The following is a 17,625-nucleotide window of genomic DNA, read 5'->3' on the forward strand; positions in this document are numbered from 1 at the left end:
GCTGGCTGGCGCGAAGGGACGCGGCGCAGGGCGCGTGTTACTCGCCCGCGCCCTGTGCGGCCGCTTCGTCGGCATATTCGCCGACCGGCACGCACGAGCAGAACAGGTTGCGGTCGCCATACGCGTTGTCGGCGCGGCCGACCGGCGGCCAGTACTTGCGCGCGGCGAGCGAAGCGACCGGGTAGGCCGCCTGTTCGCGCGAGTAAGCGTGGTTCCACTCGTTCGCGACCACCACGGCAGCCGTGTGCGGCGCGTGACGCAGCGGGTTGTCTTCCTTGTCCGCACGGCCGTCTTCGACAGCGCGGATTTCCTCGCGGATTGCAACCATGGCGTCGATGAAGCGGTCGAGTTCTTCCTTCGATTCCGATTCGGTCGGTTCGACCATCAGCGTGCCCGGCACCGGGAAGCTCATGGTCGGCGCGTGGAAGCCGAAGTCCATCAGGCGCTTGGCGACGTCGTCCACGGTGATGCCGCTTGCATCCTTGATGGGGCGCAGGTCGAGAATGCACTCGTGCGCGACCAGCCCGCCCGGGCCGCTGTACAGCACCGGATAGTGCGGGGCGAGCTTGTTGGCGACGTAGTTGGCGTTGAGGATCGCGGTTTCCGTGGCGGCGGTGAGGTTGGCCGCGCCCATCATGGCGATGTACATCCACGAAATCGGCAGGATCGACGCCGAGCCATAAGGCGCCGCGCTGACAGCGCCGATGCCGTGTTCGTCGCGCTTGTAGCCCGACGAAAGCTGGTTCGGCAGGAACTGCGCAAGGTGCGCGCCGACCGCGACCGGGCCGACGCCCGGGCCGCCGCCGCCGTGCGGAATGCAGAAGGTCTTGTGCAGGTTCAGGTGCGAGACGTCGCCGCCAAACTGGCCGGGCGCTGCGAGACCCACCATCGCGTTCATGTTCGCGCCGTCCACATACACCTGGCCGCCGTGCGCGTGCACGATGTCGCAGACTTCGCGCACGTTCTGCTCGAACACGCCGTGCGTCGACGGATACGTGATCATGATGGCCGCGAGCTTCGCGGCGTGCTGTTCGGCCTTGGCCTTCAGGTCGGCGAGATCGACGTTGCCTTGTGCGTCGCAGGCAACCACGACCACCTGCATGCCGGCCATCTGCGCCGACGCCGGGTTGGTGCCGTGCGCCGAAGCGGGAATCAGGCAGACGTTGCGATCGGCTTCGCCGCGCGAGGCGTGGTACGCCTGGATGATGAGCAGGCCGGCGTATTCGCCCTGCGAGCCGGCATTCGGTTGCAGCGAAACGGCGGCGTAGCCGGTCGCGGCCACGAGCATCTGTTCGAGCTGGTCGACCATCTCGCGATAGCCGACGGTTTGCTCGGTCGGCGCGAACGGGTGGATCTGGCCGAACTCGGGCCACGTGACCGGCAGCATTTCGGACGTGGCGTTGAGCTTCATCGTGCACGAGCCGAGCGGGATCATCGAGCGGTCGAGCGCGAGATCCTTGTCCGACAGGCTGCGCAGGTAGCGCAGCATTTCCGTTTCCGAATGATGGCGGTTGAAGACCGGATGCGTGAGGTAAGCGCTTTCGCGCACGAGCGAGGCCGGGAACGTGGCGGCGCTGGCGGCGGCGAGTTCGGCGTCGATGGCGTCGACCGACGGCGTTTCGCCTGCGAACGCAGCTTGCGCGAAGACGGCAAGCAGGTCGGCCAGGTCGGCGCGCGTCGTGGTTTCGTCAACGGACACGCCCACGCGCGTTTCGCTCACGCGGCGCAGGTTCATGCCGCGTGCGAGCGCCGCGTCGTGCAGCGCCTGGGTGCGCGAACCGGCTTCAAACGTGAGCGTGTCGAAGAACGACGCGTTGACGAGCGTGTAGCCGAGCTTTTGCGCGCCTGCCGCGAGGATCGCCGCGACGCGGTTCACGCGCAGCGCGATGTGCTTGAGGCCCTGCGGGCCGTGATAGACCGCGTACATGCTGGCCATGATGGCGAGCAGCGCCTGCGCCGTGCAGACGTTCGAGGTGGCCTTTTCGCGGCGGATATGCTGTTCGCGCGTTTGCAGCGCGAGGCGCAGCGCCGGGTTGCCGTTCGCGTCGATGGTCACGCCCACGAGGCGGCCCGGCATCTGGCGCTTGAATTCGTCCTTCACCGCGAGGTAAGCGGCGTGCGGGCCGCCGAAGCCCATCGGCACGCCAAAGCGCTGCGAGTTGCCCACGGCCACGTCCGCGCCCCAGTCGCCCGGCGGCGTGAGCACGGTGAGCGCGAGCAGGTCGGCGGCGGCGATCACCGAGCCGCCAGCCGCGTGCACGGCCTGGGCGAGTTCGCGGTAATCGCGCACATCGCCGTTGGCGCCCGGATATTGCAGCAGCACGCCGAACGCGCCAGCCTGCGCGGCTTCGGCAGCCGGGCCGACCTTCACTTCAATGCCGATCGGCTTGGCGCGCGTCTTCACGACTTCGATCGTCTGCGGCAGCACGTCGTCGGCGACGAAGAACACGTTCGACTTCGACTTGCCCACGCGCTGCACGAGCGTCATGGCTTCGGCGGCGGCGGTGGCTTCGTCGAGCAGCGAAGCGTTCGAGATCGCGAGACCCGTTAGGTCGACGATCATCTGCTGGTAATTGAGCAGGGCTTCGAGGCGGCCCTGCGAGATTTCCGGCTGGTACGGCGTGTAAGCCGTGTACCACGCCGGATTTTCGAGCACGTTGCGCAGGATGACGGCCGGCGTATGCGTGTCGTAGTAGCCCTGCCCGATGTACGAGCGGAACACCTGGTTCTTGTCGGCGAGCGCGCGCAGGGCAGCGATCGCTTCGGCTTCCGAGCGCGGCTGCGCGAAGGGGCCGAGCGGCAGCGTTTCCTTGCGGCGGATCTGCGCCGGAATCACCGCATCCATCAGCGCGGCGCGCGAGGCAAAGCCCAGCGCATCGAGCATCGCCTGCTGGTCGGCCGAGTCAGGGCCGATATGACGGGCGGCGAAGGCGTCGTGGGCTTCGAGCGCCGCGAGCGAAATAGCCGAGGGCGAGGTGTTCATCAGACGATCCGGGTGTTCGAGCTTCATGAAGATTCCTGCCGGCGCGCGGCGTGAGACCGGTGAGAGCCTCGCGTCGTCGCGCCGTTGCGGTTGCGGGGGTTAAGCGCCGATTGCCTTTTCGTAGGCGGCGGCGTCGAGCAGCCCGTCGAACTTCGCGTCGGCGGCGGGCTTGATCTTGAAGAGCCACGATGCGTACGGCTCGCTGTTCACTTCTTCGGGTTCGTCGGCGAGGTCGCTGTTCGAGGCGACGATTTCGCCGGCGACCGGTGCGTAGATGTCCGATGCGGCCTTGACCGATTCGATCACGGCGACGGCGTCACCGGCGGCGACGGTGCGGCCGGCTTCCGGCAGTTCCAGGAAGACGATGTCGCCCAGCGCCTGCTGTGCGTGGTCGGTGATGCCGATGGTCAGGGTGCCATCGGCTTCGGTGCGGATCCACTCGTGCGATTCGGTGTATTTCAGGTCGGCCGGGATGCTCATGGTTGCTCCAGTGCGTGGTTGCTTGTATGGCTAGAAAAGAGGGAGGCGTGCGCGGCGCGATTGCTGCAAGCGGCTGAAAAATGCTTGCGGAATCAGGCGACCAGCACCTTGCCATTGCGCACGAACGGCAGTTTTACCACGCTTGCGGGAAGGGCCTTGTCACGGATTTGCACCTGCACCAGGTCGCCCGGCTGCACGCCCACGGGCACGCGCGCAAAGGCGATGGATTCCTGCATCGTCGGCGAGAAAGTGCCGCTCGTGATTTCGCCTTCGCCGTGCGGCGTGAGCACCTTCTGATGGGCGCGCAGCACGCCGCCCGCCTTGCCGTTTTCCTTCTGCAGGATGAGGCCGACGAAGGTCGAGCGCGTGCCATTGGCTTCGAGTGCGGCGCGGCCGGTGAACTCGCGCGGCTCCTTCATGTCGACCGTCCACGCGAGGCCCGCGTCGAGCGGCGAGACGCTGTCGTCCATGTCCTGGCCGTACAGATTCATGCCCGCTTCGAGGCGCAGCGTGTCGCGCGCGCCCAGACCGCACGGCGTCACGCCCTGGCGCTTGAGCGCGTCCCAGAGTTCGCAGACGGCGGCAGCCGGCACGACGATCTCGAAGCCGTCTTCGCCGGTGTAGCCGGTGCGCGCGACCATCAGCTCGCCGAACGGCGTTGCTTCGATCTTCGCTGCATTGAAGGGCTTGAGGAGTTCGGTGGCGCTGCGCGAGGAGGGCGCGACCTGCCAGACCTTTTCGCGGGCGTTCGGGCCCTGCACGGCGACGATCGCCAGGTCGCGGCGCGGCGTGATGGTCAGGCCGAAGCCGCCTTCGGCGTTGAGCTTCTCGAACCAGGCGATGTCTTTTTCGGCGGTGCCCGCGTTGACGACGGTGCGGAAGGTGTCGTCGGCGAAGTAATAGACGATCAGGTCGTCGATCACGCCGCCTTCGGGATTGAGCATGCAGGAGTAGAGCGCCTTGCCGGGCACCGTCAGCTTGCCGACGTTGTTGGCGAGCGCGCGGGCGAAGAATTCGCGCGCCTTGGCGCCTTCGAAGTCGACCACGCACATGTGCGAGACGTCGAACATGCCGGCGTCGGTGCGCACGGCGCGATGCTCGTCGATCTGCGAGCCGTAGTTGACGGGCATGTCCCAGCCGCCGAAGTCGACCATGCGGGCATTGAGCGCGCGGTGCGTATCGTTCAGCGGGGTGCGTTTGAGTTCGGTCATGGGGCCTCAGGCGGTCGCGAGCGTTCTTGCGCCATTTCGCGCGAAAACGAAAAAGGCCATGCAGGAAACGCCGCCGGCACAATGCCCGTGGTCGTTTCCTGCATGGCCCCTCTGTCCTCGATACCTGAGAGATTGCGTCGTGGTCGACGCGCGCCCCTTCGGTGGGCAGCCTGAACGCCAGGGTTACGATCCCTCCGCCGTCCTACTGCCGCTCTCCAGAGTTGCGAACCTGAGTGCCGGTTCGCCTGTGGCGATCCAGCGGTTCGGCGCGTACGGTCCTTTTGCCTGAGAGTTTGTGGGTTGCCCCTTCGGCGGCGCCATCCTGATTCGACGGCACGCTCTCCCGACGCGCGCAGCGATTGTGCGGGACGCCGCGGGGCTGTGTCAATGCGGAAAAAACTGGTCGGGAACGCGCGGCGAGAACGGGGCGCGAGCGCGGGAGCGGCCACTGGCGTGGCTTGCGCGGCAGACACGCGGATCGCGCGGGCAGGCGAAATTGGGCCTGGGATGTGGCCCGCTTAGGCCCGTTCAGGTTCTTTGCCAGCGCAAAAGAAAACGGGCCGCGCGAGGCGGCCCGTTCGGCGTACTGCAGACTTAATGCAGATCGACTGCGCGACAAGCGCTTATTCGCCGATGGCGCGCGCAGCCGTATCGAGTTCCTGGTTCAGCACGTGTTGCTCGTCGCCGGAAATGCCGCCGCCATGCTGGGCCGCCATGTCGTGCGCTTCGCCGCGGATCGTGTCGAGGCGATGATGCAGCGCGCCACCCTGGGGCGGCGGGTAGTAGCCCTGATTCACGCGCATGTCGATGCGGCGGCTCAGGTTGTCGATGCGGGCGTCGATCTGGTGCAGACGGTCTACTGCCACTTCATGCGGGTTCGGGCCGGGGCGCGGCGCCGGTTGATTGACGACGCAGGCGGCGAGCGTGGAAACAAGCGCGCTCGCTGCTGCAATCCGGAATGCACGGTTCAAACGGGTCATTGTTGTGACTCTCCTGTGGTCATTGCTGCTCTTTTTGGCGTTGTACGTCGGCAAACGTCCCGCGCGTGCGAGACGATGACGGCGCACTGCGCCGCAGATGTAACCGTTTGTATGGAGCTTTCAGTCGTGTCGGACGAATGCAAGGAACCGGGACTCAGAGCGGACTCAGACCGGACTCAGACCGAACGCGAAAACGGGATCGAGCGGCCTTCCGCGGCGCTGCGCATCGCCAGTTCGACGATCGTCATGACGTCGATGGCGTCCTGCGGGCTCACCGGGAACGGCTGGCCGTCGTGGATCGCCGCCGCCAGCGCGCGGTACAGATCGGCGTAATTGCCTGCCGCGTTGGGGACTTCGCGATCCGACTCCTGGCCGTCGTCGGCCATGGCGTGCAGGCGGCCCGCTTCGTTGCCCTCGCCGAAACCGGCCTGGCCGGGGCGCAGGCCCGCCTTCAGCTGATCCTCCTGCGTATCGAGACCGTTCTTCAGGTAGCTGCCGCGCGTGCCGTGAATCGCGAAGCGCGGCGCATAGGCCGCCAGCGCGCTCGCGTGCAGCACGGCGTCGAGGCCGTCGTAACGCAGCACGATATGCGCATAGTCGGGCGCGCTCGCGTTGTCGCGGCGCGTATGGACGAAGGCCGTCACCGATTCCGGCGCGCCAAAGAGCGCCAGCGTCTGGTCGATCAGGTGCGGCCCGAGATCGTAGAGCAGGCCGCCGCCGCGCGCGGCGTCCTCGCGCCAGCGCTGGCGCACCTGCGGACGGAAGCGGTCGAAGTGCGATTCGTAATGCGTGACGCGGCCCAGTTCGCCGTTGGCGATCAGCTCTTTGACGGTGAGGAAGTCGCCGTCCCAGCGGCGATTGTGGAAGGGCGCGAACACGAGACCGCGCTGCTTCGCGATGGCCGCGAGCGTGCGCGCTTCTTCGGCGGTGAGCGTGACCGGCTTGTCGACCAGCACGTGCTTGCCGCGCTCCAGCGTGCGGCGTGCGAGCTCGTAGTGCGTGTCGTTGGGCGTGGCGATCACGACGCACTCGATGGCGTCGAGCGCGAGCAGCGCGTCGATATCGGGGACGATGGCCGCGTCGGGATAGTCGGCCTGCGCCCGCTCGGCCTGGCTCGTGGCGATGGCGGCGAGCGTGGCTGCGCCGCTGTGAGCGATCACGGGTGCGTGGAAGGTCTGGCCGGCGAAGCCGTAGCCCATCAGGCCGATTTGCAGCGGTGCAGTCATGAAGCGCGTCCTCTTTCCAGCAGGTTATGCAGCATGTCCGGCAGCGGCGCGGATAGCGACGCCCCCGGGGAGGGAACTGGCTATTTTGGCATGCGCCGCACGGTGCGTGGCAGCGCGCAAGGGACAGATGACGGACGCCCGAAGTGCCCGATTTGCACTTAGCGGGGCGACATCGGCGGGAAGGCGGAGCGTGTTAACATCGCACCTCTCGCGCGAGAGGCCGGCCCACGCGGGTGCGCCATGCAGGCAGCGCCCGATGCTTCTTGGTAACTTCGGTCTGCCTTTCGCCCGCGCGGCTCGCCGCGCTGCGCCGTCCATCGGCGTGAGCGCGCGCCACGAAAGCCCGCGCCTCCCAGCCGTACCACCCGTTTTTCCAAATCCAGGCAACGATGTCCGCAGGTCTGAATCCCGCCCAAAACGAAGCGGTGCGCTATCTCGACGGCCCTTGTCTCGTGCTCGCAGGCGCGGGCAGCGGCAAGACGCGCGTCATTACGCAGAAGATCGCGCACCTGATCGAAGCGAAAGGCTTCGAGCCGCGCCATATCGCGGCCGTGACCTTCACCAACAAGGCCGCCGCCGAAATGCGCGAGCGCGTGGGCAAGCTGCTCGAAGGCAAGACGCTCACGACGCCTGGCAAGGAAGGCCGCAAGGTGCCGGCGCACCAGCTCACCGTCTGTACGTTCCACTCGCTGGGCGTGCAGATCCTGCGTCAGGAAGCCGAGCATCTTGGGCTCAAGCCCCAGTTCTCGATCATGGATTCGGACGACTGTTTCTCGATGATCCAGGAGCAGGTGGGCTCGACGGATAAGGGTTTCATCCGCAAGATCCAGTCGATCATCTCGCTGTGGAAGAACGGTCTCGTGATGCCCGAAGAGGCGCTCGCGACCGCGTCGAACGAGGACGAGCACCAGGCCGCCATCGTCTACCGCAACTACATGGCGACGCTGCACGCCTACCAGGCGGTGGACTTCGACGACCTGATCCGCCTGCCCGCCGAGCTGTTCGCGAAGAACGAGCAGGTGCGCGAGCGCTGGCAGAACAAGCTGCGCTACCTGCTGGTCGACGAATACCAGGACACCAATACCTGCCAGTACGAGCTGCTCAAGCTGCTGGCGGGCCCGCGCGCCGCTTTCACGGCCGTGGGCGACGACGACCAGGCGATTTACGGCTGGCGCGGTGCGACGATCGAGAACCTCGCGCAGCTCGGCAAGGACTACCCGAAGCTGCACGTCATCAAGCTGGAGCAGAACTACCGCTCGACGGTGCGCATTCTCACGGCGGCGAACAACGTCATCGCCAACAACCCGAAGCTGTTCGAGAAAAAGCTCTGGTCGGAGCACGGCATGGGCGACACGATCACCGTCACGCCCTGCAACGACGAAGAGCACGAAGCCGAATCGGTGGTGTTCCGGCTGTCGGCGCACAAGTTCGAGCGCCGCGCGCAGTTCCGCGACTACGCGATTCTGTATCGCGGCAACTTCCAGGCGCGCATCTTCGAACAGGTGCTGCGCCGCGAGCGCATTCCGTATGTGCTCTCGGGCGGCCAGTCGTTCTTCGATAAAGCCGAAATCAAGGACATCTGCGCGTACCTGCGCCTGATCGCGAACCACGACGACGATCCCGCGTTCATCCGCGCGATCACGACGCCGCGCCGCGGCGTGGGCAACACGACGCTTGAAGCGCTCGGCTCGTTTGCGGGACAGGCCAAGGTGTCGCTGTTCGAGGCGGTGTACATGGGCGGTATCGAGGCGCGGCTGTCCGCACGCCAGGTCGAGCCGATGCGCGTGTTCTGCGACTTCATGCAGCGTCTGGCCGAGCGTGCGGTCAAGGATCCGGCGACGGTCGTGCTCGACGAACTGATGGACGCGATCCACTACGAGGCGTACCTGTATGACGCCTTCGACGAGCGCCAGGCGCAGTCGAAGTGGCAGAACGTGCTGGAATTCCTGGAGTGGCTCAAGCGCAAGGGCACCAAGCCCGAGCAGGAAATCGGCGAAGACAGCGAGGCCACGGGTTACGACAACACCGACGGGCTTGCCGACACCGGCAAGAACCTGATGGGCCTGATCCAGACCGTCGCGCTGATGTCGATGCTCGAAGGCAAGGAAGAGGATCCGGATGCGGTGCGCCTGTCGACCGTGCACGCGTCGAAGGGGCTGGAGTATCCGCACGTGTTCCTGGTGGGCGTCGAGGAAGGCATCATGCCGCACCGCGGCGGCTCGGAAGACGACATCATCGACGAAGGGCGCATCGAGGAAGAACGCCGCCTCATGTACGTGGCGATCACGCGCGCGCAGCGCAGCCTGCATCTGAACTGGTGCAAGAAGCGCAAGCGGGCGCGCGAGACGGTGGTGTGCGAGGCGTCGCGCTTTATTCCGGAAATGGAGCTGGACGATGCGCCGCCGCCCACGCCTGAGGAAGCGCCTATGTCGCCGAAGGATCGGCTGGCCAGCCTGAAGGCGCTGTTGCAGAAGGGCTGAGCGGGCTGGGCTCACTGGCAAAAGAAAAAGGAAAGGGCCGCATCGGTTGACGATGCGGCCCTTTGTTTTTCAGAACGTGCGTGCTGGTCGCTTACTTCGCCGCGCTGACCATGTAGTCGACGGCGGCCTTTACGTCGGCGTCCGAGGCGTTCGAACCGCCCTTGGCAGGCATCTGGCCCTTGCCGTGCAGCGCGTAGTTATAGATCGTGTCCATCGGATCTTTCAGGCGCGGAGCCCAGTCGGCCTTGTTGCCGAACTTCGGTGCGCCCAGCACGCCCGCTGCGTGGCACGCCTGGCAGACCTGCGTGTAAAGCGCCTTGCCAGCCTGCGAGGCGTCCGCGCTAGCCGCGCCGTCTGCCGGAGCCGAACCGGCTTGCGGGATCGCTGCGATGGCCGCTGCGGCGGCGCTTGCCTGGGCGGCGTTGGCATCGGCGCCTGACGCCGGCGCTGCTGCTGCCGCACCCGAGGCTGCACTGGCCGCGCCGGGCGCAGGTTTGGGCGGATCCTGGAAGTTCGCGCCCGCGTGGTTCGCCATATAGGCGACGGCCAGGCCGATCTCGTAGTCGGAATAATCGTCGGGGCTCGTGCCGCCGCGCGCGGGCATGGCGCCCTTGCCGGACAGCGCCGTGTGCCAGAGCGTGTCGTAGCCCTGGGCGATGCGCGGCGCCCAGTCCCCCGCGTTGCCGAACTTCGGTGCGCCCGCCGCGCCGCTCGCGTGACACGCCGAACAGACCGCCTGATAGACCTGCTCGCCGGTCTTGTAGACGCGCGGCGCGTTGGCGTCGCGAATCGACACCTGCGCGATCGGCGCAATGCGTGAGGTGACCTGCTGGACGGAAAGCTCGTCGGTGCCTGCGCCGGTACGCGTCGTGTTGTCGACGTAGTAGGCGAGCAGAATGATGATGACGATGGGGACGGCAAACCCGGCAACGACAGCGGCGATCAGCTGGCCGGGGGTTTTGATCGGGGCTCCGTGGGGTGCTTCGCTCATGCTTGTCTCGTCTCCCGTTGGTTTTTTGGTGAGCGGTACAGCAGGACGGCATTAGCCTTGCGATTGAGCAAACAGGGTCGATTATAGACGGAAGGTTTTGCGGCTGGTTGCCACGCGCGAGGGGTGTTCAGCGGTCGTTTACCCGAAGCCCGCGCCGTGGTGGCGCATGTTTCGGCTTGCCGCGCCCAGTCTGGCCCCGATTCGCCGCCGCACCGCCCCGCAAGCCCCGCGCGGTGGACGGTTTAACCGAAACCGGGTATTCTCTCGGTCTCCTCGACGCTTGTGGCCCTACGTCTTCTTCGGATCGGCCGCAACGCTCAAATGGCAACGCGCCCGTAGCTCAATGGATAGAGTACTGCCCTCCGAAGGCAGGGGTTGCTGGTTCGATCCCAGCCGGGCGCGCCACCCTTCAGACCGATTTCCCGTTTTCGTCCCTTCTTCGTGTTTGCTGCTTTGCGCTGTCCAGTCGCGCCAGGCGAAGCCGAAGTCAGCAGCATGACGCCGCCTCCCGCTTCGCCCAGCAAGTCAACGCCTGTTACGCCCTGAGCTTCGCCAGCACCTCATCGACATTGCTGCTGTCCAGCTTGTCGTAGATCTGTTCGCCCATGGCCAGAACCTTCTGGTCGGAAAGCGTGGAGAAGTCGAAGGCGCACAGCTTCTCAATGACGTCCGGCTCGAAGCGGTACTTGATGACCTTCGCCGGGTTCCCGCCCACGATGCTGTAAGGCGGCACGTCGCGCGTCACGACGCTGCCCGCAGCGATCACCGCGCCCTGGCCGACGGTGACGCCCGACAGGATCATGACGTCGTAGCCAATCCAGACATCGTCGCCAATCGTGATCGGCCCCTTGGTTTGCGCCTCCAGCTTGCCGTGGTAGCTGAAGGTGAAGGGGAACGTCGACAGGCCGCCGTGTGGATGGTTGCCGCCCAGAATGAAGCGGACGTTTTCGGCGATCGACACGAAGTTGCCGATGCTCAGGCGCTCGTCCTCATGGCCGAAATCGAGCACCATCAGGTCGCCATAGGTACGACGGCCGACTTTGATCTTGCGCAGCGATGTCGTCAGGGCAAGCTTGACCAGCTTCGTTGCGTTATGCGGATTCGACAGCCGCCAGAACAGTGCCGCGCGGCCTTCCAGCGCCTTGTAGAAGTACGGCTCGTCGCGATAGTCCTCCATGTTTTCGAAGAAGTCGGTCTTCCCGAAACCATTGGTGCTATCCATGTAGTACGGCAGGATGTGGTTGAGCAGCAGATCCTGCTTTTCCTTTGCGTAGGTCTGCGGCGAAATCTTCCCCGCGGCGACATACTTCTTGAGCATCCCGAGATAGTTTTTGCCGAACACCTCGGCGAGGTTGTAGCCGCTCTTGCGGCCGACTTCCTGCGAGAAGAAGTAGTTGCCGTGCAGGACGAGGACGCCTTTGCCCGTCGAGATCAGCTTAAGCAGGATGTCGGTCTGGATGAGGCGCGACGACTCGTTCGCGAGGAAATCCGGAATCGACTGGAACTGCTCGCGCCAGAGCCCGAATGCACCAATCCAGGTGCACACATACGAGACGCGCTGGATGAAGCTGTCCAGGTCGGCCAACGGTTCGATCGGATTCGGCGCCTCTTTCGCACCGTTCGTCATGAAAATGGTGGGCTTCAGGTTTGCGCTCGCCCTGACGACCTTCACGATTTCCGCAAGGCTGCCGTTGCGCACCAGCAGGCTGTCGTTGTGGAGCTTGAGGAACTGTCCGCGTGCCTTGCTCAACACCAGCTGGAAATTCTTCTCCGGCCCGATGTTGACTTCGTTTTGATGGAAGACGAACTTGCCGGGAAAGCGTTGCACGTATTCCGTGACGAGCGCCGCCGTATTGTCGCTGGAGCAGTTGTCCGCGATGACGACTTCGATTTCGTCGGTCGCGAGGAATGCCTCCTGCGTGACGATGCTCTCCAGCGTGGTCTTGAGAACCGCGGCGCGGTTGTAAGTCGGAATGCAGAGGGAGAGAAGGATGTTGCCAGTTTGCATGGTGTCGCTTTTACAAGGTCGCTTCGGGCAATCGCAGCGGCAAGCCGCCCAGCGCATTGAGGTTTTCCTGCGATCCCACGGTTCCGCACACCGCGTGGGAAAGGGCGTGGATGTTGAGCTCCGCAACGCCGCGCGCTCTGATGGCCGACTCCATGAGCCACGAGCCGAAGCCGCCATCGGTGAGATGATCCTCAAGCGTTTCGACGATAGCGAAGTCCTTCAGCGTGGCAGGCTGTCCGGCTTTTGCCGCCATGCTCCAGAGCGGCAGCGAATGCACTTCGTGTCCCGCATAGTCGGGATGTTGCCGCCAGTTCATCGCGATACCCATGCCTGCGCCCGTCGAAAGCAGCGTCTTGCGTGCGGGGCCGGGCGTCGCCGCGTCGGCAACCTTGAGCCATTTTCCGGGCGCGACCTGCGGCACCGTCGCGTGAAAATTCGGCTCGCCGGCTTTGCCCAGGCGCAGATATGACGGCTGCGGGTGCTCGACGAGATAGCGCATGCAGGCGCGTACCTCCATCGGGTCGCCGGGAGCGGCGATCAGCATGTTCGGGAAGCTGCGCATCAGCGCGTAGTCCTGGACTGCGTGATGCGAGTATCCCAGCGCACCATAGGCGAGACCGCCGCCCACCGACACGACGGTGACCGGCAGGCGGTGATAATCCACGTCATTGCGAATCTGCTCTGCACACCGAAAGGTCGGGAAATTCGCAATCGAATACGTGAAGACGTGATAGCCCTCGGACGCCATGCCGGCAGCGAGGCCCGTCATGTTCTGCTCGGCGACGCCCGCATTGATGAAGCGATCCGGAAAGCGATCCGCGAAGGGCTCGATAACGGAATAGCCAAGATCGCCGACGATGAGCGCGACGTGCGGATGGTCGGCCGCGAGAGCCACCAGTTCTTCGATGAACGCGTTGCGCATCGTCTTAATCCTTCAGTTCTTCGAGGAACCCGGCCAGTTGATCCGCGCTCGGCGACCGGTAATGCCACTCGACCTTGTTCTCCATCGCGCTGACGCCCTTGCCCTTGATGGTGTGGGCGATCAGCATGGAGGGCTTGCCCGGCTGCCAGGGCGTGGTGCCCAGTGCCGCGCGAAGCGCGTCGTGGTCGTGGCCGTCCACTTCCTGCACGCTCCAGCCGAACGCGGTGAACTTGTCCGCGAGCGGTTCGAGGCGCAGTGTCTGGTCGACGCTCGTCAGGCTTTGCAGCTTGTTGTAGTCGACGATCGCGACCAGGTTGTCGAGCTGGTGGTGGGCGGCAAAGAGCATCGCTTCCCAGTTGCTGCCTTCGCCTAGTTCGCCATCGCTCAGGATGACGAAGGTGCGCCAGGGCGCGCGCTTGCGTTTTGCGGCGAGCGCCTTGCCCACGCCGAACGGCAGGCCGTGCCCGAGCGAGCCCGTGGAAAACTCGACGCCGCTCACCTTGTGGCTGATGTGATTCATCAGCGGCGAGCCGTCACGTCCATAGGACAGCAGGTCGGCGTGCTCGAAAAAGCCGCACTCGGCCAGCGCCGCGTAGACGGCCACGCACGCGTGTCCTTTGCTCAGGATGAAGCGGTCGCGCCCGGCTGCGTCGGGTGCGGCCGGGTCTACGTTGAGGATGTCGCCATAGAGCACCGCCACGATGTCGCAGATCGACAGCGCGCTGGCAATATGCGAGGCACGCGCGCGTTGCACCATGTGCAGCGCTTCCACGCGCATGCGTCGGGCGAGTTCGGTCGTCGGAGTTTTCACGCGGCGCTCACAAGGCGGGCAATCTTTTCGGCATGCGCTTCGCGGTGCAGAAACACATAGTTCGTTTCGATGGTTTCATCGGTTACTGCGCTCAGGCGACGCACGCCTGACTCCCCGACCGCCATGCACTCGTAGCCGAGCGCGTTGAAGAAGGCGAGCACGTCGTTGGGGTGATAGCCAAACGGCTTCGACCACTTGCGCAGGAGCTCGGTAAAGACCACGGGGCGATGACGTGCAAGCGTCGACTGGCCGCCACGGAATACCAGAAGCTCTGCGCCTTCGACATCGCACTTGATGAAGTCCGGTGCGACGCCCTGATTGGCCGCCCACTGATCCAGCGTCAAGGTGAGGCCGACTACCCGCTGTGCGTCCTCCGAACCTGCGACGTTCAGCAGCGACGCGTTGGTGCCTGCCGTCGGCGCAATGAAGAACTCGATGGTTCCGGTCTTGTCGGAAAGGCCGTAGTTGAAGCATGAGACCCGGCTGCCGACTTCATTTTCCGCCACGTTTCGTTGCAGGAAAGCGTAGCTGCCCGGCATGGGCTCAAACGCGAAAACGCGGGCTTGCGGCGCACGCTTCGCGAAGCGCACCGTATGCATGCCGATGTTCGCGCCGATGTCGACAAGGTTCCGGCAGTCCTGCGCGACGCAGTCCATCACGCGGGTTTCGTGAATCTCGTAGTGGTCGAAATTCATCACTTCAATGGGCGCGACGCGCGCCTCGTTCGCCGGACAATGAAGCCGGATGCCTTCCTCGCCGATGACGAACACGACGGAGTCCGCGCCAATCCTGATCTCGCGGATATCCGTGGTCTGGATCACGTCCATGTAGTGAAACAGCGCGCGATGGACGTCCAGTGCCTCGCGAATGAAGTCTGGTTTCGAAAGGCTGCCATCGCGGTAGCGGGCCTTGAGTTGGGCAATAGTGGTCGATGTCATGCCTGATAAGCCTCGATCATGCGACGGAAGCCCGCTTCGGGTGTCGTGCTGGCGCGCCATCCGAGTGCTTCGAGACGGCTCACGTCGGGCACGAGCCGGTTGAAGGTGCTCAGCAGATAGCCGTTCTGGCCAGCCGGTGCGCGCCGCTCCACGCGCAGGTTCTTGTGCGGATAGAGGCCCGCCAGCAATTCCGCGAGTTCCATCACGGACAGTTCGCCGGCCGGGTTCGCGACGTTGTAGGGCTGGCCGGGAGCGCCGAGCAGCAGCACGGTAAAGAAGCCGAGGATCGCGTCCGCGACATAGCAGAACGCGCGTCGCGCACTGCCGTCGCTATTCATGACGATGTTCTCGCCGCGCAGGATATTGAAGACGAAGTCCGCGAAGACGCGTCCGTCGTCGGCCTGAAGTCCGGGGCCGTAAGTGTGGAACGGCCGCACGATGTACGCGGGAATGCCGTGCTGATGATGCCAGGCCGCGCACATGGCTTCGCCGACGCGCTTGCTCTCCGCGTAGCACGAGCGAACGGCTGTTGGATCCACGACGCCATAGCTGCTTTCCGCGAGGGCCTGTTCGCCCGCGACCGAGCCGTACACTTCGGAGCTGCTCACGAACAGCATGCCTTGCGCCGACGGGCTGCGCCGCAGCAGTTCCAGCAGCGCCGCGGTACCCACCGCATTGGGCATCAGGGTGCCCACGGGATCCGAGCCGTAGTAGCGCGGGCTTGCCTGGCTGGCGGCATGCAGGATGTAGTCGCAGGCATCCAGTTCCGGCACCGCGATGCGATTCAAGTCCCATTCGAGCAGCTGCAGTTGTGCGCCCGCTTCATCGGCAATATCCGCGAAACGTGCGCGGCCGCGCGCAGCATCGCGCACCATGGCCACGACTTCGACCGGCTGGGCCACCTTGCCGAGCGCATGCAGCGCGAGCAGCGTGCGCACCAGATAGCCGCCGAGGAATCCGCCGGCGCCCGTCACCAGCACGCGGCGCCCGCTCAGTTTTTCCCAGGGCAGCGGCTGCGCGGCGATGTTCCGAACGTCGTCTTGCCAGACCGACAGCATCGTCGCGCCGCCCGCAGCGAAGCCGCTTGCGGGTTGAGTGGCCAGACTGGCCGCATCGGCTACATCGGCTACATCGGCCACTTCGGTCTTTTGCGTATTCAGCATGCGCCAAGCCTTTGCGACGTGCGCGCTCAAAACGCGACGCCGAGGAATTCCTCGATGGCGCGTGCGGCAAAATCCAGCCGCTCGTCGTCGAGGCCCGGGTAGACGCCGATCCAGAACGTGTTGTGCATCACGCGATCCGTCTGCGTGAGTTCGGACGCGACACGGTAGTTGCGTCCCGCCATATAAGGCTGGCGCAGCAGGTTGCCGCCGAACAGCAGGCGCGTGCCGATCTTCTTCTGCTCAAGGTAGCCGAGCAGGTCGGTGCGCGTTACCGGCGCGTTGTCGCGCAGCGTGAGCGGGAAGCCAAACCACGACGGGTCGCTGCCCGGCGTCGCTTCGGGCAGCACGAGGAACTCTTCGCTGTCGCGCAGGCGCTCTTTCAGGAAGGCGAAATTGCGTCGGCGCGTGGCGATGAATTCCTCGACACGGTCGAGCTGCGCCAGTGCGCAGGCCGCCTGCATGTCGGTGATCTTCAGGTTGTAGCCAAGATGCGAATACGTGTACTTGTGGTCGTAACCCGCCGGCAGATCGCCGAGCTTCCAGCAAAAGCGCTTGTTGCACGTATTGTCGCGGCCCGGCGGGCAATAGCAGTCCCGTCCCCAGTCGCGGAACGAATCCACGATTGCCTTGAGTTCCGGATTGCGCGTGAAGACCGCGCCGCCTTCGCCCATCGTGATGTGGTGGGCGGGATAGAAACTCAGCGTGCCGATGTCGCCGAACGTGCCCACCAGCTGGCCCTGATACGTCGCGCCGAGCGCGTCGCAGCAGTCCTCGATCAGCCACAGCCCGTACTTGCGGCACAACGCCGTCACGACTTCGAGATTGAACGGGTTGCCGAGCGTGTGCGCGAGCATGATCGCCTTGGTTTTCGGCGAAATGGCCGCTTCGAGCAGCGCGGGATCGACGTTGTAGGTCGGGATGTCGATATCGACGAAGACCGGCACCGCCCCGAACTGCAGGATCGGGTTCACGGTGGTCGGAAAGCCCGCCGCGACACCGATCACTTCGTCGCCAGGGCGGATCGCGCGATCGCCCAGCCGCGGCGAGGTCAGCGCGGAAAACGCCAGCAGGTTCGCCGAGGAACCGGAATTCACGGTCGACACATAAGGCACGCCCAGCAACTTGCCGAGATCGGCTTCGAACTGGTCGTTGAAGCGTCCCGTGGTGAGCCAGCCGTCCAGCGAGGCTTCGACCATGTTCTTCAACTCGCTCGCGCCGATCACCTTGCCGGCGGGCGGCACAGGCGTCACGCCCGCCACGAAGGGCGCTGGCGCACAGCTCAGTTGTGCGTAACGATCGACCAGTTCCAGGATTTCGCGTCGCAGTTCCTGCTCGCGCTGGGTATCGCGGCCGGTAGGCGCTTGCGCTGCACGGGCCGGTTCGCTGGAGGTGGGCTGAATGGGGATGATGTGCTGTTCCATCGTCTTGAGAA

Annotated in this window: 13 protein-coding genes, 1 tRNA gene and 2 riboswitches; of the genes, 2 read left to right on the forward strand and 12 right to left on the reverse strand. The window is 65.1% G+C overall.

The window, feature by feature from the left end:
* Positions 1-37 precede the first annotated feature (37 nt).
* From gcvP to BBA01S_RS08305, 5 genes are all read right to left on the reverse strand, one after another.
* Positions 38-3,010: an aminomethyl-transferring glycine dehydrogenase gene (gcvP, locus tag BBA01S_RS08280; RefSeq protein WP_027816015.1), complete on the reverse strand. Its 2,973-nt coding sequence runs from the start codon at positions 3,008-3,010 to the stop codon at positions 38-40.
* 72 nt (positions 3,011-3,082) lie between these two features.
* Positions 3,083-3,463, reverse strand: coding sequence for a glycine cleavage system protein GcvH (gene gcvH, locus BBA01S_RS08285; protein ID WP_027816016.1), 381 nt, complete (start codon positions 3,461-3,463; stop codon positions 3,083-3,085).
* A 92-nt stretch (positions 3,464-3,555) separates the two neighbouring features.
* A complete protein-coding gene (gcvT, locus tag BBA01S_RS08290; protein WP_027816017.1) occupies positions 3,556-4,674 on the reverse strand; it encodes a glycine cleavage system aminomethyltransferase GcvT in 1,119 nt (372 codons plus the stop codon).
* Positions 4,675-4,775: 101 nt separating this feature from the next.
* Positions 4,776-4,903, reverse strand: a riboswitch (glycine riboswitch).
* A gap of 37 nt (positions 4,904-4,940) precedes the next feature.
* Positions 4,941-5,030, reverse strand: a riboswitch (glycine riboswitch).
* 267 nt (positions 5,031-5,297) lie between these two features.
* The gene (locus BBA01S_RS08300) at positions 5,298-5,654 is read right to left on the reverse strand and encodes a hypothetical protein (RefSeq protein WP_156965889.1); all 357 of its coding nucleotides are present in this window, start codon (positions 5,652-5,654) and stop codon (positions 5,298-5,300) included.
* Positions 5,655-5,830: 176 nt separating this feature from the next.
* Positions 5,831-6,880: an oxidoreductase gene (locus tag BBA01S_RS08305; RefSeq protein WP_027816019.1), complete on the reverse strand. Its 1,050-nt coding sequence runs from the start codon at positions 6,878-6,880 to the stop codon at positions 5,831-5,833.
* A gap of 389 nt (positions 6,881-7,269) precedes the next feature.
* Between BBA01S_RS08305 and BBA01S_RS08310 the strand changes: the two genes are divergently transcribed.
* Entirely contained in the window at positions 7,270-9,360 is a 2,091-nt protein-coding gene (locus BBA01S_RS08310; RefSeq protein WP_027816020.1) for a UvrD-helicase domain-containing protein, read from the forward strand.
* Positions 9,361-9,451: 91 nt separating this feature from the next.
* On the opposite strand, the gene BBA01S_RS08315 is transcribed toward BBA01S_RS08310, so the two are convergent.
* A complete protein-coding gene (locus BBA01S_RS08315; protein ID WP_027816021.1) occupies positions 9,452-10,351 on the reverse strand; it encodes a c-type cytochrome in 900 nt (299 codons plus the stop codon).
* Between the two features lie 329 nt (positions 10,352-10,680).
* On the opposite strand from BBA01S_RS08315, the gene BBA01S_RS08320 reads away from it, so the two are divergent.
* Positions 10,681-10,756, forward strand: a tRNA-Arg gene (locus BBA01S_RS08320).
* Between the two features lie 130 nt (positions 10,757-10,886).
* On the opposite strand, the gene BBA01S_RS48430 is transcribed toward BBA01S_RS08320, so the two are convergent.
* The 6 genes from BBA01S_RS48430 to rfbH are packed head-to-tail and all read right to left on the reverse strand — an operon-like array spanning position 10,887 to position 17,614.
* The gene (locus tag BBA01S_RS48430) at positions 10,887-12,359 is read right to left on the reverse strand and encodes a glycosyltransferase (RefSeq protein ID WP_027816022.1); all 1,473 of its coding nucleotides are present in this window, start codon (positions 12,357-12,359) and stop codon (positions 10,887-10,889) included.
* A 10-nt stretch (positions 12,360-12,369) separates the two neighbouring features.
* Positions 12,370-13,281, reverse strand: coding sequence for a transketolase family protein (locus BBA01S_RS08330; RefSeq protein WP_027816023.1), 912 nt, complete (start codon positions 13,279-13,281; stop codon positions 12,370-12,372).
* A gap of 4 nt (positions 13,282-13,285) precedes the next feature.
* Positions 13,286-14,092: a transketolase gene (locus tag BBA01S_RS08335; RefSeq protein ID WP_027816024.1), complete on the reverse strand. Its 807-nt coding sequence runs from the start codon at positions 14,090-14,092 to the stop codon at positions 13,286-13,288.
* Positions 14,089-15,090: an FkbM family methyltransferase gene (locus tag BBA01S_RS08340; RefSeq protein WP_084161968.1), complete on the reverse strand. Its 1,002-nt coding sequence runs from the start codon at positions 15,088-15,090 to the stop codon at positions 14,089-14,091. The genes BBA01S_RS08335 and BBA01S_RS08340 overlap by 4 nt, the downstream gene beginning before the upstream one ends.
* A complete protein-coding gene (locus BBA01S_RS40550; RefSeq protein ID WP_084162006.1) occupies positions 15,027-16,193 on the reverse strand; it encodes an NAD-dependent epimerase/dehydratase family protein in 1,167 nt (388 codons plus the stop codon). The genes BBA01S_RS08340 and BBA01S_RS40550 overlap by 64 nt, the downstream gene beginning before the upstream one ends.
* Positions 16,194-16,219: 26 nt before the next feature.
* The gene (gene rfbH, locus BBA01S_RS08350) at positions 16,220-17,614 is read right to left on the reverse strand and encodes a lipopolysaccharide biosynthesis protein RfbH (protein ID WP_084161971.1); all 1,395 of its coding nucleotides are present in this window, start codon (positions 17,612-17,614) and stop codon (positions 16,220-16,222) included.
* Positions 17,615-17,625: the final 11 nt, after the last annotated feature.

This window comes from Paraburkholderia bannensis NBRC 103871, from assembly GCF_000685015.1.
Taxonomy (GTDB): domain Bacteria; phylum Pseudomonadota; class Gammaproteobacteria; order Burkholderiales; family Burkholderiaceae; genus Paraburkholderia; species Paraburkholderia bannensis.

Bases quoted from the DNA above. Each gene is read 5' to 3' on its own strand.
- BBA01S_RS08315 (WP_027816021.1), bottom strand. From the start codon at position 10,351: ATGAGCGAAGCACCCCACGGAGCCCCGATCAAAACCCCCGGCCAGCTG.
- BBA01S_RS08300 (WP_156965889.1), bottom strand. From the start codon at position 5,654: ATGACCCGTTTGAACCGTGCATTCCGGATTGCAGCAGCGAGCGCGCTT.
- BBA01S_RS08340 (WP_084161968.1), bottom strand. From the start codon at position 15,090: ATGGCGCGCCAGCACGACACCCGAAGCGGGCTTCCGTCGCATGATCGA.
- BBA01S_RS08305 (WP_027816019.1), bottom strand. From the start codon at position 6,880: ATGACTGCACCGCTGCAAATCGGCCTGATGGGCTACGGCTTCGCCGGC.
- BBA01S_RS48430 (WP_027816022.1), bottom strand. From the start codon at position 12,359: ATGCAAACTGGCAACATCCTTCTCTCCCTCTGCATTCCGACTTACAAC.
- BBA01S_RS40550 (WP_084162006.1), bottom strand. From the start codon at position 16,193: ATGCTGAATACGCAAAAGACCGAAGTGGCCGATGTAGCCGATGTAGCC.
- gcvH (WP_027816016.1), bottom strand. From the start codon at position 3,463: ATGAGCATCCCGGCCGACCTGAAATACACCGAATCGCACGAGTGGATC.
- BBA01S_RS08330 (WP_027816023.1), bottom strand. From the start codon at position 13,281: ATGCGCAACGCGTTCATCGAAGAACTGGTGGCTCTCGCGGCCGACCAT.
- BBA01S_RS08310 (WP_027816020.1), top strand. From the start codon at position 7,270: ATGTCCGCAGGTCTGAATCCCGCCCAAAACGAAGCGGTGCGCTATCTC.
- rfbH (WP_084161971.1), bottom strand. From the start codon at position 17,614: ATGGAACAGCACATCATCCCCATTCAGCCCACCTCCAGCGAACCGGCC.
- gcvP (WP_027816015.1), bottom strand. From the start codon at position 3,010: ATGAAGCTCGAACACCCGGATCGTCTGATGAACACCTCGCCCTCGGCT.
- gcvT (WP_027816017.1), bottom strand. From the start codon at position 4,674: ATGACCGAACTCAAACGCACCCCGCTGAACGATACGCACCGCGCGCTC.